This window comes from Streptomyces sp. NPDC088400, from assembly GCF_044753355.1.
GTDB lineage: Bacteria > Actinomycetota > Actinomycetes > Streptomycetales > Streptomycetaceae > Streptomyces.
The window spans coordinates 337,936-351,948 of record NZ_JBIVMZ010000009.1 but is presented as its reverse complement, the minus strand read 5'-3'; the positions used below and the strand labels follow the sequence as shown (position 1 = coordinate 351,948).

The 14,013-nt window shown below is 68.9% G+C and carries 11 protein-coding genes; 6 read left to right on the top strand and 5 right to left on the bottom strand.

The window, feature by feature from the left end; genetic code table 11:
* The first annotated feature begins 305 nt into the window (after positions 1-305).
* Positions 306-707 (top strand): ATP-binding protein, encoded by a 402-nt coding sequence (locus ACIQD6_RS24050; protein WP_401885520.1) that lies wholly within the window; start codon positions 306-308, stop codon positions 705-707.
* A gap of 649 nt (positions 708-1,356) precedes the next feature.
* Positions 1,357-2,043: a DNA-binding response regulator gene (locus ACIQD6_RS24045; protein ID WP_401885517.1), complete on the top strand. Its 687-nt coding sequence runs from the start codon at positions 1,357-1,359 to the stop codon at positions 2,041-2,043.
* Between the two features lie 51 nt (positions 2,044-2,094).
* Here the strand turns inward: ACIQD6_RS24045 and ACIQD6_RS24040 are convergent, their stop codons facing one another.
* The gene (locus tag ACIQD6_RS24040; RefSeq protein ID WP_401885515.1) at positions 2,095-2,952 is read right to left on the bottom strand and encodes an ABC transporter permease; all 858 of its coding nucleotides are present in this window, start codon (positions 2,950-2,952) and stop codon (positions 2,095-2,097) included.
* Positions 2,949-5,582: an alpha/beta fold hydrolase gene (locus tag ACIQD6_RS24035; protein WP_401885513.1), complete on the bottom strand. Its 2,634-nt coding sequence runs from the start codon at positions 5,580-5,582 to the stop codon at positions 2,949-2,951. The genes ACIQD6_RS24040 and ACIQD6_RS24035 overlap by 4 nt, the downstream gene beginning before the upstream one ends.
* A gap of 367 nt (positions 5,583-5,949) precedes the next feature.
* Here ACIQD6_RS24035 and ACIQD6_RS24030 point away from each other — a divergent pair, with 367 nt between their 5' ends.
* On the top strand, positions 5,950-6,870 hold the full coding sequence (locus tag ACIQD6_RS24030; RefSeq protein ID WP_401885511.1) for a phosphotransferase: 921 nt from the start codon (positions 5,950-5,952) through the stop codon (positions 6,868-6,870).
* A 6-nt stretch (positions 6,871-6,876) separates the two neighbouring features.
* On the opposite strand, the gene ACIQD6_RS24025 is transcribed toward ACIQD6_RS24030, so the two are convergent.
* The gene (locus tag ACIQD6_RS24025; RefSeq protein ID WP_401885510.1) at positions 6,877-8,136 is read right to left on the bottom strand and encodes a sporulation protein; all 1,260 of its coding nucleotides are present in this window, start codon (positions 8,134-8,136) and stop codon (positions 6,877-6,879) included.
* 712 nt (positions 8,137-8,848) lie between these two features.
* Between ACIQD6_RS24025 and ACIQD6_RS24020 the strand changes: the two genes are divergently transcribed.
* From ACIQD6_RS24020 to ACIQD6_RS24010, 3 genes are all read left to right on the top strand, one after another.
* Positions 8,849-9,127 carry a hypothetical protein gene (locus ACIQD6_RS24020; RefSeq protein WP_401885507.1) on the top strand — a complete coding sequence of 93 codons (279 nt, stop codon included), beginning with the start codon at positions 8,849-8,851 and terminating at the stop codon, positions 9,125-9,127.
* Complete coding sequence (locus ACIQD6_RS24015) at positions 9,124-9,396, top strand: hypothetical protein (RefSeq protein WP_401885505.1); 273 nt, start codon at positions 9,124-9,126, stop codon at positions 9,394-9,396. Before ACIQD6_RS24020 ends, ACIQD6_RS24015 begins: the two co-directional genes overlap by 4 nt.
* A 299-nt stretch (positions 9,397-9,695) precedes the next feature.
* Complete coding sequence (locus ACIQD6_RS24010; protein WP_401885502.1) at positions 9,696-9,938, top strand: hypothetical protein; 243 nt, start codon at positions 9,696-9,698, stop codon at positions 9,936-9,938.
* 317 nt (positions 9,939-10,255) lie between these two features.
* Here ACIQD6_RS24010 and asnB read toward each other — a convergent pair whose 3' ends face one another.
* Positions 10,256-12,151: an asparagine synthase (glutamine-hydrolyzing) gene (gene asnB, locus ACIQD6_RS24005; RefSeq protein WP_401885500.1), complete on the bottom strand. Its 1,896-nt coding sequence runs from the start codon at positions 12,149-12,151 to the stop codon at positions 10,256-10,258.
* A gap of 356 nt (positions 12,152-12,507) precedes the next feature.
* Complete coding sequence (locus ACIQD6_RS24000; RefSeq protein ID WP_401885498.1) at positions 12,508-14,007, bottom strand: CoA-acylating methylmalonate-semialdehyde dehydrogenase; 1,500 nt, start codon at positions 14,005-14,007, stop codon at positions 12,508-12,510.
* Between the last annotated feature and the right edge of the window lie 6 nt (positions 14,008-14,013).

The window sequence follows — 14,013 nt, the reverse complement described above, 5'->3', positions numbered from 1 at the left end:
ACAGGTAGTTGGGGCTCCATCCAGAGAGATGGTGAGCATTCTGAAATTATCAGAACGGTTGGTTGCGAGCTGAGTGCGTCAGCCCGCATAGTGAAGACGTGGCTCATATCACGGATCACCGTGCACACAAGCAACGCCAGTCGGCCGCTGGGGAGTTAGGACCTGTCCGGGGCGCTGCCCCAGAGGCGCGGGCCCATCACCCCTGGGGAGCCTGGTGCGCTTCCGTCCGCAGGCAGCCGGAGGGAAACACCTCCGGGCTCCGGCTCCGTGCGCACGGTCAGGATTCATACGGGCATGGGGTGCGCGTGCACGGGCACGCGTGGGACGGCGTGTTCACGCTTCCCAGCCGTCAGGACTCCGTGGCCAAGGCGAGACACCGGGTCGGCGCCGAGCTTCAGCGCCGGAGCGTGTCCGACGACCTGTGCGACATGGCCGTCCTGCTGATGTCCGAGCTGTTCACCAACGCCGTGCTGCACACGGCCAGTGCGCAGATCAGCTGCGAGGTACGGGTCACGTCCGCACACGTACGGCTCGATGTGCACGACCAGGGGGCGCAGGACGGGGCGCTCAGCCCCCGGTGCCCCGACTCCCGCGCGGAGGGCGGGCGAGGGCTGCTTCTGGTCGACACCCTGTCCGAGGCGTGGGGCGTGACGGCGCGCGCGGGCGGCGTCGGGCGCACCGTCTGGGCGGTACTCCCCCGCATCTGACCCACGATCCCCCACTCACCTCACAATCCCCACCCGCCTCGCAATCCCCCCACCCACCTCACGATCCCCACCCGCCTCACGATCCCGGTGGCCCGCGATCCACCCGCCCGGCGAGTGGCCCGCCCGGCCCGCTCGGCGAGTCGCCGCTCAACAGGCCGTACGGGAAATGGAGTTGCGCCACCCGAGCCACGCGTCAGCATGGAGGGACGACGGTCCCGACCGGCAGTACAGGGGTCTGCCGGTCGGGCGGAAACCGTCAGGACGCTGACGCGACGGGCGGCTTCCTGGTCCGCCGCACGGACCGCCCCCCACGGCCGGGGCTATGGCCGGGGGCGGTACCGCTGCGGCGACCAGGGGCTGCCGGTGACGTCGCGAGCGACCATCACCTTCCCATCCTCTCGCACCTGAAGACTGGATTGCCGATCACTGGCATGGAGTCGCCACTCTCTGAACTGGCACTTGTCACGGTACGCAATCATGTGCGTACATGGAGTGGCGTACGACTCCGAGGGGATGGCGGGGGTGGTCAGCCGTGGGGGATGTTCCAGGTTCTGTGCTCAACAGGTCGACGCTGTCTGTGGGGGTGGCAGGGGAGGACGTGTTGGACACGTACCATCCGCCAGGTCGGCCGATCCGAGGTGTGCGGCAAGTGACGGCCACGCTCACCGCGTTGGTCCGCTCCGCCCGCCGTGAGCTGCTCATCTTCGACGACCCGGGGAGCTGTCTGGGCCAGTGCATTCCGGAGCAGTTCCTGGAATTCGCGGGCGCCTGTGTGCGGGCCGCGGGTGAGCGGTCCTGGGACGATGTCGGCCCGGGTGCCCTCGCCGGTACGGTCGCCGGCACCGGCAGGCGGGCGCGTCCGCCCACGATCACCGTCCGCCGGATCGTGCCCCGGCACGGGCTGGCCGGGCTTCCGTATCCCTTACCCCCGCAGCTCCCCGGCCGGGCGAGACAGACGGACTCCATCCCGTTCAAGTTGATCCTGGTGGACCGCGCGGTCGCCGCGGTCCCCCTCGATCTTCAGCTGCACTACCACGGGCTGCTGCTGATCCGTGACCCCGTGGTGGTCCAGGCCCTGGTCCGTACGCACCAGATGTGGTGGGAGACGGGCGAGGACCTGCCCACGGCCACGCTCCCCACACCGGGAGTCCTGCCGGGGCATCTGCGGCCGGTCCTGGAGGCCCTGCTGGCCGGGCTCACCGACGAGACGGCGGCCACCCGACTGGGCATGTCCAGCCGGACCTACAGCCGCCGGGTGGGCGACCTGCTCACAGCCCTCGGCACGACGAGCCGCTTCCGGGCGGGTGCGGAAGCGGCTCGTCGAGGCTGGGTGTAGGTCCTGGTGGTGCGCGCCGCGCTGCTTGGCGGACACGCCCCGGGCCGGGCGTTACGACACGATGTCCTTACGGGAGAAGCCCCGGAAGGCCAGCGCGAACAGCACCACGGCATACGTCACCGAGATCGCCGCGCCCTTTGCCATGCCGCTCCACTCCAGCTGTGGCTGAAGCGCGTCCGCCCAGGCGAACTGCCAGTGCGCGGGCAGGAAGTCCCGCCATGAACCGAGCGCCGTCACGGCGTCCAGCACATTGCCGATGATCGTCAGCCCGACCGCGCCGCCCACCGCGCCCAGCGGCGCGTCGGTCTTGGTCGACAGCCAGAAAGCGAGGGCGGCGGTGACCAGTTGGGAGACAAAGATGAACGCGACGACCAGCGCGAGCCGGGGTACGGCTTCGGAGGTGGCCAGGGAACCGCCCGTGGGCAGTTCGAGGGGCGCCCAGCCGTACGCCGCCGTGCCCGCGGCCAGCGCGACCAGGGGGAGCAGCAGCATCGCCGCGGCGCTCATACCGAGGGCCACCGCCAGCTTGCTCCAGAGCAGCCGGGCCCTCGGCACGGGCGCGGCCAGGAGATAGCGCAGCGACGACCAGCTGGCCTCGGAGGCCACCGTGTCGCCGTGGAACAGCGCGACGGGCACCACCAGCAGGAAGCCCGCCGAGACGAAGAGGCAGGTAGCGGCGAAGTTGGCACCGGAGGCGGTCGCGGTGTCCATCAGCGTCACCCGGCCTTCGCGATCACCGCCCGGTGTACCGCCGATGGCGAAGGCCACGATCAGCACGAAAGGAAGGACGGCCAGCATGGCGCCCATGGCCAGTGTCCGCCTGCGCTTCAGCTGCCGCAGCGCCTCGACCCGCAGCGGCAGCGTACGGCGCGCGCGGTAGCCGGGGGCCGATTCGATCAGCGCGCTCATGCGGAGCCTCCTGAGATCAGGGTGAGGAACGCGTCCTCCAGGCGGCGGTGCGGTCCGACGCCCGTCATGGGGACGTCCAGCCGGACCAGTTCGGTGATCAGGGTGCTGGTGCTCGCGCCGTCCAGCTGGACGAGCAGGCCGTCGTCCGTGCGGACGGCGGAGCCGATCCCCGCCAGCGCGGAGATCTTGTCGACCACGGGTTCCGGCACCTGTTCCGTGGTGGTGACGAGCAGGGTGTCACCGGAGCCGGTGATCTCCGCGACGGGGCCCGCCTGGACGAGCTGCCCACGGTCCATGACCACCAGATGAGTACAGGACTGCTCCACCTCGGAGAGGAGGTGACTGGAGACGATGACCGTCCTGCCGCCGGCCGCGTACCTGATCATCACGTCCCGCATCTCGCGGATCTGGGGCGGGTCGAGACCGTTGGTCGGTTCGTCCAGAATCAGCAGGTCCGGCATGCCGAGCATGGCCTGTGCGATGGCGAGCCGCTGCCGCATGCCCTGAGAGTAGGTGCGTACGGCGCGGGCGAGCGCGTCGCCGAGACCGGCGATCTCCAGGGCCTCCTCGATATGGGAGTCCTCGGCGGGGCGGCCGGTGGCCTGCCAGTACAGCTCCAGGTTGGCGCGTCCGGACAGGTGCGGCAGGAAGCCCGCGCCCTCGACGAACGAGCCGACCCGGGAGAGCACCGGAGCGCCCGGCCGGATGGCATGCCCGAAGACCCGGATCTCACCGGCGTCGGGACTGATCAGCCCCATCAGCATGCGCAGGGTGGTGGTCTTGCCGGCGCCGTTCGGGCCGAGAAGGCCGAGCACCTGACCCTTCTCGACGCGGAAGGAGAGGTCGCGGACGGCATAGCGGTCGGAGGACTTGGCGTACCGCTTCGCCAGGCCGGTGATCTGGAGGGGCACATCGGCGAGCGCGGGATCGGGCGCCGGAGCGGTGGTGCGGCACCGGGCGGTGAGCAGCAGCACGGCCGCGATCAGTACGCCGGCGGCCGGAAGTCCCCAGGTCCACCAGGGCAGTCCGGTGGAGCCGGCGGTGAGGGCGGGCACGGTGGGGACGGTCAGCGCGCCGTCCACGGACACCTGGTAGGTGGCCGGGGTGACCGGTGAGGCGTAGGCGAGGTCGGTGGCGGCGACGACGACCCGGAGCCGGTGGCCGGGGACGACCTGGTGGTCCACGGCGGGCAGGGTGAGTTCCACCGTCTTGCCCTCGCGCGCGTCCTCGACCCGTACGGGCGTGACGAGTTGTGAGGGCAGCACCTGCCGGCGGCCGTCGGGGCCGACGTCGTACACCTTGGCGAAGAGCACCGCGTCACCGCTGTTGGAGCTGACCGTGGCCCGGACGGTCGGTGAGCCGGTGATGCGGATCGACCGGTCGAGCGGCTTGGAGTCGAAGCGCGCGTACTGCCCGGGGAAGTCGAGGGAGAGCCCGACGCCGAGCGTCGACAGCTGGGAGAGTCCGGCGCCGCCCAGGCCCGGTACGGCGGAGATGGCGGGCGGGCTCGCGCCCGCCGGGTTCTTGAAGGTCTGTGTGCCGCCGGTGAGCGGGATCGATGTGGTGCCGCTCTCCAGGCCCGGATAGCGGTCGCTGCTCGCCCCCCGCAGCAGGGTCTGGCCGTCGGTGGAGTCGACGCCCCCGGTCCGGCTGACCCGGAACGCGGGCCCGGTGTCCGTGCCCTTGTCGTCCTTCAGATAGCGGCCGAACCAGGAGGAGATCCGGCCCTCGACCCGCGCGACCTCCCGGTCCCCGCCGTCGTGTCCGCCCGCCATCCAGTCGACGTCCACGGGTGCGCCGTTGTCACGGATGGCCTTGGCCATGGCGTCGGCGTGGCCGAGCGGGAAGAGGGAGTCGGTCTGCCCCTGGACGATCAGCGCGGGCACATCGATCTGGCCGGCCCTGGCGGACGGGCTGCGCTCCTCCAGGAGTTCACGGGCGGCGTCGTCCGGCTTCCCGGAGACGGCGACCCGCTCGTACATGTCGCACAGCTGCTTCTCGAAGGTCTCGCAACCGCCGCCGGTGGAGAAGAAGATCCCGGCCCACAGCTTCTTGAAGACACCGTTGGGGAAGAGCGCGTCGGCGAGGTTCCAGTAGGTGATCTGCGGAGCTATGGCGTCGACCCGCTTGTCGTAACCGGCGGCGAGCAGCGAGACGGCCCCGCCGTACGAGGAGCCGGTCATCCCCACCCGGGGGTCGCCCTTCCCGTCGAGCCGCACCTCCGGCTGCCGGGCAAGCCAGTCGATCATCCGGGAGACGTCCTTGACCTCGTGGTCGGGGTCGTTGAGCCCGATCTCACCGGTGGACTTCCCGAAACCGCGCGCCGACCAGGTCAGCACGGCGTATCCGTCGCGCGCGAGCTTCTCGGCCTGGGCCCGCACATCGTTCTTGCTGCCGCCGAAGCCGTGCCCGATCAGCACGGCGGGCCTGCGCCCGCTGCCCGAGGTGAAGTACGACGTGTCGATCTTGGCGCCCGGCATCTCCAGGACCTGGTCCTCACGGTGCACGGCGGGCGCACCGTCCGAGGCGACGGCGGTCCAGGTTCCGGCACCGACAAGCACAGCGGCGGCGGCCAGAACGGCCGGCCACCGTGCGCGCAGCCAGGCCCTGCGGGGGGTTCGGGTCTCCATGATTGAACCCTAAACGGGCCCGGGACCAGGGATCGCTGTCTGCGGTCTGAACGGCGGGACATCCTCGGGTAGTACGAGGTGCCCTCGCCGTACACCAGACGCGGTACACGCCCGGCCCGCCGCCCAGTGGGGGATCCCCCGGGAGAAACCGGCCGTTGAGCGCGCGCACACCGGTCCCGGCGGCCACATCACCGGGTATCGGCTGACGTCAGAGTGAGCGCTGCCTCCGCGAGTCGCGATCGCCCCGCCCCGGCCCCGTCTGTCCTCACCGCTCGTGGGTACCGTCGCCTTGATGCCGGTTGCCGACCGCTGTCTGTTCTGCGGCCGACGCTACCGGTTGGCGGTAATCGAAGGAGTGGGTACGGGCATGCCGTCTGGTGCCGCACGTCGCGCGGGAGAGGGATTCACGGCAGCCGGTGCCACAAGGGTTTTGGGCGCGGCGTGCCGGCAGGCGGGACTCGACGGAGATCGGGCGTCCCTGATCCGCCTGGGCGAGAACGCGTTGTTCAGGCTGGCGGCACACCCCGTGGTGGCGCGCATCGCGCGCTCGACGGAGTATCTGGAATCGGCGCGGGGCGAGGTGGAGGTGTCGCGCTGGCTGTCGCGTGAGGGCTTCCCCGTGACCCGTGTGGTCGATGATCTGGAACAGCCCCTCGTCGTGGACGGCCATCCGGTGACGTTCTGGCACCTGATCCAGGAAGGCAACAGGAAGGCGACGTACGGGGAGTTGGGCGCCGTCCTCCGTGATCTGCACTCGCTCCGTCTGCCGGACACGCTGTCCCTGCCCCCGTATCCGGTACTGGACCGGACGGAACGACGGATCAAGGCCGCGGTCGACATACCGGAGGATGACCGCGCGTTCCTGCGAAAGCGGGCACACGAGCTTCGGGACCGGATCAGAGGCCTTCGGTTCGGATCCGAGAAGGGGCCCGTGCATGGCGACGCACACGTACAGAACCTCATGGTGGACCGGAACGGCCAGGTGGTTCTGATCGACCTGGAGCGGTTCAGCTTCGACTTTCCCGAGTGGGATCTGATGGTCACAGCCACGGAACATCACAGCCTGGGGTGGCAGACCAAGGATGAGTACAGCGCCTTCGTCGGCGCGTACGGCAGGGATCTCCGTACCTGGCCCGGCTTCCCCACCGTGCGGGCCGTGCAGGAATTCAACATGACGACGTGGCTCATGCAGAACGTGTCCGAAAGCGCCGATACGGCAGCGGAGTATGCCCGACGTATCTCCTCTCTCCGGAACAAGGACGCCCCGCGCGACTGGAAGCCGGGCTGATCTCGGCTATTCGTCGTCCAGCCGGTTCATCGCGTCCCGCACCTGCCCGTTGAACTGCTGAACGACAGAGTTCGCCGCATGGGCGGAAATCTCGCGCTGGAAGTCGGCCACGTACCGCTGGAACCGCGCGGACTGCAGAGCGTCTCCCGCTTCGACGGCGAGACGCGCGGTCGCCACGGCCTCTTCGAGTTCTCCATTGAGCAACTGGCTCTGGGCGAGCACCATTCGACAGAATCCGAGCGTACGAACGTACTTGGGATCGGTGAGCGCAACGGCCAGTTCGGCGAAACGGACGGCTTCGGGGCCCTCCCCCAGATCGCGGAAGCAGTGGCAGAACTCGCCGAACAACTCGGCCTCGTCCATGTAGATGAGCCATTCAGGATCGTCGGAGCTGTCAGCCCGCTCGAAGAACCGTTCTGCTTCATTCATCGCGCGAGCAGCGCCCTTTCGGTCCCGCGCGGTCGAGAACGCGCGTGCCTCGTGCGCGGAGAACAGCGCCATGGCGCGGGGTGTGGAGCTGCTTCTGCCTCCCTCGACGGACGCGCGGGCAAGCGTCAAAGCCCGGGGCGCCTGCCCCAGATAGTTGGCTTGATGGCTCATGTTGGTGAGGATGCGCGCCCCCATCATGCGGTCGCCCGCCACTTGGGTGAGACGCAGCGTCGACAGCATGTAACGGCCGGAATGAGCATGGTTGCCGCTGTCGTACGCACTCCAGGCAAGGAGCTGCGACATTTCCGAGGCGGCACGGAAAAGAGACTCCCCTACTTTGGCGCTGTAGCTGGCTCCGAGCAGGGGCAGCACATCTTCGCGGAAGTAGTGCCTGAACGCCTTGTGAGCGTGCCCGCCACCAAATTGGAAGTCCAATTGCATGAAGAACCCGGCGGCGGTCCGGATCGCGGCAACATCCCGCATGCCGACTCGGCGAGCGGCGGGAGTGTCTGTGGGTAAGCCGTCCGGGCGAGAGACAAGCCAGGCAAGAGCGGCCGAGTTCACGTCACTGTCGGGGAGCGGCTCATCCGCCGGCCCGTCCTCCGGGCGCTGGTGCGTGAGGCCGTCGAGAATGCTCAGCGTCTCGGTCAAGGAACCGGCGTAGGGCATTCCTACTGCCGGGGTCGGGATGGAAGTTATGCCAGGGAAACCGATGTCCTTCGGCGCGATCCTTCGCCGCAGCTTGTCGCTCAACGCCTCTGCGACGAACACAGCGGTCTGCCGCTGAATCCCTCCGCCGTCCAGCCATCGCTGAACGGCGACGTGCGTGGTTCCCACGTGCTCACCGTGTCGCTGCGCGACCTCGCGAACGCGTTTGGCCAACCCTTTGTTCGAGGCTCCGGCCTCCCTCATGACGGAGGCCAACTGATGGTTCGGGTCCCTGTTCACATTCTGCCCCCGATGTCACGTCACGTGTTCATCCTGTCACAGCAGTTTCCGTCATGAGGGTTCACCGTGAACCTCCGTCATGGGGGTTCACCGTGAACCCCCATGCCCGCTCCTCCTGTTTCCCGTGTGCGTACGAACCCCCTTATGAACTCTGCCGCTTGGCCAAATCCGGTCGTTGACTGTCAAGACACAACAGACCCCGGTGGTGCATGCCGGCACCCAGGGGCGTGGCCTACTGAAGAAAGCGGGTCGACATGCGGAACCCTGTCGGCAGAAATTTCGAGTGGCTGCTGAGGCTGCTGTTTCCTGCTCCGGGCCGACATCGAGGGGGTGGGGTTCGTACGGCCGTGGGCTGCTTGGATGAGCCGACGCTGAGCGTGCCGCGCATCCCTGACTCGTGCCTCTGGCCGCCAGCTCGCGGCGAGGAAGTCCGTCTCGTCAGGCCGTACGTGATCGCGCACGAGCATCAGATGGAGCAACGGCATCAGTGCGGCTCCCCCCTCGGGCTGGACTGCGGTGCGCTCTGGACGGGGGTGGCGAGGTGAGTACTCCTCCTCGCTTGTTGCCATGGCTGTGCCAGGCCGGGCAACGCATCTATCTGGTGACCGACGAGGACTGCGGTGGTCCTCTGGCTCTGTTGGCTGACGAGATCGAGGAGATTCAGCTGCGCGCGGGTGAGATCCTGCTCGGTCACGCTACGGAGATGCTGAACGCCTCGAACGCCGAAGCCGGGGAGCTCCGTTTCCTGAGCAACCGATTGTGTGAAGCGCTGCGTGACACTCTGCGGGTGGCCGAAAGCAGGGGCGGGCGACTTCCGGCAGTCGTTGACAATGACGAACACAGCGACGGCCAGGCGCAGTCCGAAGGCACATCCGGATGAGCCATACCGAGGACGGGGAACAGGACTGGCGGATCGCACCTGTACCGAGCCGATCCCTGCGTCGCGAGCAAGACGGCCAGCTGGCGCTGACCTTTCAGATCGTCCGCCATCGGAAGCACGTCGCCCTTGCTCCACTGCTACTGACCGCGGCTGAGGCGGAGAAACTCCATGCCGATCTCTGCTACGCGCTCGACAAGGAGCCGGCACCCGACGACGCGCCGGAGTGCCGCAAGCCAGTCCAGTACTCCGGCAGCCGAGACAGATTCTGACCTCTGACTCTGGGACCGGACCGGGCGGGGCTGCCCTGCTCAGTGAGCGTAGACGTGACACCGGCCCCAAAAAAGCCACGCCGGCGGACGGGACACCGCACGCGAGTGTCTCCCGAACGGAACCCGCGCGGCTTTTCGAGCATCTGGTCTCATGCGACGAACCTGACGGCGCCGGCCGAGGGGGAGCCCAAAGCAACTCTTCTGAACGGAGCACCGCCACAGGATGCCGACGTCGCCGCGATTATCGCGATTCAAGCAGGTGTAATCGCGCCTGCCTTCCTGTCACATGGAGAGAAAACTTGAAGAACATACGCCGCGTTCTGGCCGGTTCCGCTGTGGGTGTCATCGCCGCTTCGACTCTGGCACTGGGAGCCGGTACGGCCTCCGCCTCGCCGGAGTCGCCGCGGGAGCCGCAGTCGCCGCGCCTCTTCAGCAGCGCCCTTGCTTGCCAGACCACCGGTAACACCTGGGCCCAGCAGGGAAAGCTCACGGGCTTCCGCTGTGTCCAGGAGGGCAACGCCTGGGCCCTCTACACCTGGTAGACCCCAGATGAGTAAGTCCGAAGTAGCGTCGTCCGCCCAGAGGGCGGGCCCGGGGGCGTCTGGTGCGTGCGATCGCAAGGCGCCGGAGTGTCTTCGTAGCGGAGCTACGGGGACATTTCGGCAACGCGGCGAGCGTGCGTGCCAGGCGTTTCCGGGCAGACGGGACTTCGGACTTACTCATCTAGGTGCTGATCCCCGGGGCGCCCCTGGCATGGCGCCCCGGAAACCATTCCGGGGCGCCATGCCAAACGGGACGCGAGGGGCCTGTAACCGCGGAAGGGCCCGTGCGGTTGCCCCTCGGGCCGGGGAGCCGCCCCTCACGAGAGCGCGATCTCCGGGTTGTAGATGTCCAGCCAGAGCGCCAGGTCCAGCGTGCGTTCCAGGCCTCGGCGTGAGGCCACGGTGACCTGGGGGGTCTCGCGTTCCGCCGCGCGGCGGAGCCTGTCCGGGGCGATCAGTTCGAACACCCGGTGGGAAGGGGTGGCGAGCAGGTCCTTGGCGTGTTGCTGGAGGGCCAGGGCGTACTTGGGGTCCTGGGTGGAGGGGTACGGGCTCTTCACCCGGTCGTAGACCGACTTCGGCAGTACGTCCGCCGTCGCCTCGCGCAGCAGGCTCTTCTCCCGGCCGTCGAAGGACTTCAGGGACCACGGGGCGTTGTACACGTACTCGACGAGCCGGTGGTCGCAGAACGGCACCCGTACCTCCAGGCCGACCGCCATGCTCGCCCGGTCCTTGCGGTCCAGCAGTATGTGCACGAAGCGGGTCAGGTGCAGGTTGCAGATCTTGCGCATCCGGAACTCGAAGTCGCTCTCGCCGCCGAGGCGTTCGATGCCGCTGATGGCCGTGGCGTAGCTGTCGCGCAGGAATGCCGGGACGTTCAGCGCCGTGTTCAGCTCGGGCCGCAGTACGTCGGCGTCGTCACCAACGTACTTGTCGTACTGCACCAGCCACGGGAACATCTCGGCCTGTCTCGCCTCCTCGTGGAAGAACTGGAGGTAGCCGCCGAAGACCTCGTCCGCCGATTCGCCGGAGAGTGCGACCGTCGAGTGCTCCCGGACCGCCTTGAACAGCAGATACAGGGACGCGTCCATGTCGCCGAGGCCCATGGGGAGGTCACGGGCCCTGATCACCTTGGCCCGTACGGCCGGGTCGGCCAGGGCGTCCGAGTCGAGGACGATGTCCTGGTGGTCGGTGCCCGAGGCACGCGCGACATCGTGCACGAAGGGGGCGTCCGGGGTGGTACGGAGTTCGTCGGCGACGAAGTGTTCCGTACGCCCGACGAAGTCGACGGCGAAACTCCGCACCGTCTCACCGGTCTCGGCCAGTTGTCGCGCGGCCAGTGCCGTCATCGCGGAGGAGTCGAGTCCGCCGGACAGGAGCGTGCAGCGCGGTACGTCGGCGACGAGCTGGCGCCGCACGATGTCGTCCAGCAGGGTGCGCACCCGCCCCACCGTGGTCGCCCGGTCGTCGGTGTGCGCGCGGGTCTTCAGGGCCCAGTAGACGTGCCGGCGCAGGCCGCCCCGGTCCACGGTCACCACCGTGCCGGGCTCGACTTCGCGCATGCCGTCCCAGATCGCGTGGCCGGGCGTCTTCACGAAGGTGAACAGCTCACGCAGCCCGTCCAGGCCGACCCGGGCGCGGGCGAGCGGGTTGGCGAGGATCGCCTTGGGCTCGGACCCGAACAGCACCCCGTCCGGGGTCGGGTAGTAGTAGAACGGCTTGATGCCCATCCGGTCGCGGATCATCACCAGCTTCTGCTCCCGGCCGTCCCAGATGGCCAGGGCGTACATCCCGTTCAGCCGTTCCGCCATGGCCGCGCCCCACTCCAGGTAGCCGTGCAGCACGACCTCCGTGTCGGAGTCGGTGGTGAACCGGTGGCCCCGCCCGGTCAGTTCGCGGCGCAGTTCCGTGAAGTTGTAGGTCTCGCCGGAGTAGACGAGCACGAGCGTGCCCTGTGGGGTCTCAAGTGTCCGTGGGGTCTCAAGTGTCCGTGGGGTCTCAGGTGTCCGCGGGGTCTCAAGTGTCATCGGCTGCCGCCCGCCCGGCAGGTCGATGATCGCCAGGCGGCGGTGGCCGAGTGCGGCGGGGCCGTCGATCCAGGTGCCGGCGTCGTCGGGGCCTCGGCAGGACATCGTCTCCGTCATCGCGTCCAACGTCCCTGACTCGGCACGCAGTTCACGGTCGAAGGAGACCCAGCCGGTGATGCCACACATGTACGTCCTCCTGCTTCCGATCCGAAGCCGGGGCGCAGGTCATCAGCCAGGCCGTGTACATGCGCGTGTACGGACAGCGCGTCCATGGCAGGTGAGTGCGCCGGGGCCAGATCGGTTGTATCCGGCATCTGTGTCGCGGGCGTGAGTCGTACGCCCGCGCCTGGTCAACGCGGCCGTGACACGGTCGGTCACGGGACCCGGCGATTTCCGCCGTACGCGGTGAACAGCCGCCTGCCTGGAAACGCCTGCGGCCCGTACGGGCGGGGGAACGCCGTACGGGCCGCAGCGAGTTGAGGAAGTGCGTGGGTCGGTGGTGTGCGGGTCGGTGGTGCGTGGATCGGTCGTTCGCGGGTCGGTCAGTGGTTGCGCGGGAATCCCAGGTCCACGCCCGCCGGGGCGTCCGACGGGTCCGGCCAGCGGGTGGTGACCACCTTGCCGCGCGTGTAGAAGTGCACTCCGTCGTTGCCGTAGATGTGGTGATCGCCGAAGAGCGAGTCCTTCCAGCCTCCGAAGGAGTGGTAGCCGACCGGCACCGGGATCGGCACGTTCACCCCGACCATGCCGGCCTCGATCTCCAGCTGGAACCGGCGGGCGGCGCCGCCGTCGCGGGTGAAGATGGCCGTGCCGTTGCCGAACGGCGAGGCGTTGATCAGGTTCACGCCCTCCTCGTACGTCTCCGTACGCAGCACGACCAGCACCGGGCCGAAGATCTCGTCGCGGTACGCGTCCGAGTCGGTGGAGACCTTGTCGAGGAGGGACAGCCCGATCCAGTGGCCGTCCTCGTTGCCCTCGACCGTGTAGCCCGTACCGTCCAGGACGACGTCCGCTCCCTGGGCCGCCGCGCCCGTGACGTACGAGGCGACCTTGTCGCGGTGGGCCTTGGTGATGAGCGGGCCCATCTCGGAGGCCGGGTCGTTGCCGGGGCCGATCTTGATCTTCTCGGCGCGCTCCCGGATCCTGGCGACCAGTTCGTCGCCGATCCCGCCGACCGCCACGACCGCCGAGATCGCCATGCAGCGCTCGCCGGCGGAGCCGTACGCCGCCGAGACGGCCGCGTCCGCCGCCGCGTCCAGGTCCGCGTCCGGCAGTACCAGCATGTGGTTCTTGGCGCCGCCGAGCGCCTGTACCCGCTTGCCGTTGGCCGAGGCCGTCGTGTGGATGTAGCGGGCGATCGGGGTGGAGCCGACGAAGGAGACCGCCGCCACGTCGGGGTGCGCGAGCAGGGAGTCCACCGCGACCTTGTCGCCGTGCACGACATTCAGCACGCCGTCGGGCAGCCCCGCTTCGTGCGCCAGCTCCGCCAGCAGGTTCGCGGTCGACGGGTCCTTCTCGCTCGGCTTCAGTACGAAGGTGTTCCCGCAGGCGATCGCCAGCGGGAACATCCACATCGGCACCATCGCCGGGAAGTTGAAGGGCGTGATGCCCGCGACGACGCCCAGCGGCTGGCGGATCGAGGACACGTCCACCCGGCTGGCGACCTGGGTGGACAGCTCGCCCTTGAGCTGAGTGGTGATCCCACAGGCCAGCTCGACGATCTCCAGACCGCGCGCGACCTCGCCGAGCGCGTCCGAGTGCACCTTGCCGTGCTCGGCGGTGATCAGCGCGGCGATGTCGTCACGGCGCGCGTCGAGCAGCGCGCGGTAGCGGAACAGGATGCTGGTGCGCCGGGCAAGGGACGAGGTCCCCCAGTCGGCGTACGCGGCCTTCGCGGCGGCGACCGCGCTGTCGACCTCGTCGGCCGAGGCCAGCGCGACCTGGGTGGTCACGGCGCCGGTCGCCGGGTCGGTGACCGGGCCCCAGTTGCCCGACGCGCCCTCGACGGCCTTGCCGCCGATCCAGTGGTTGACGGTCTTCATTGCGTA

Bases quoted from the DNA above. Each gene is read 5' to 3' on its own strand.
- ACIQD6_RS24040 (WP_401885515.1), bottom strand. From the start codon at position 2,952: ATGAGCGCGCTGATCGAATCGGCCCCCGGCTACCGCGCGCGCCGTACG.
- ACIQD6_RS24035 (WP_401885513.1), bottom strand. From the start codon at position 5,582: ATGGAGACCCGAACCCCCCGCAGGGCCTGGCTGCGCGCACGGTGGCCG.
- ACIQD6_RS24030 (WP_401885511.1), top strand. From the start codon at position 5,950: ATGCCGTCTGGTGCCGCACGTCGCGCGGGAGAGGGATTCACGGCAGCC.
- ACIQD6_RS24015 (WP_401885505.1), top strand. From the start codon at position 9,124: ATGAGCCATACCGAGGACGGGGAACAGGACTGGCGGATCGCACCTGTA.
- asnB (WP_401885500.1), bottom strand. From the start codon at position 12,151: ATGTGTGGCATCACCGGCTGGGTCTCCTTCGACCGTGAACTGCGTGCC.
- ACIQD6_RS24000 (WP_401885498.1), bottom strand. From the start codon at position 14,007: ATGAAGACCGTCAACCACTGGATCGGCGGCAAGGCCGTCGAGGGCGCG.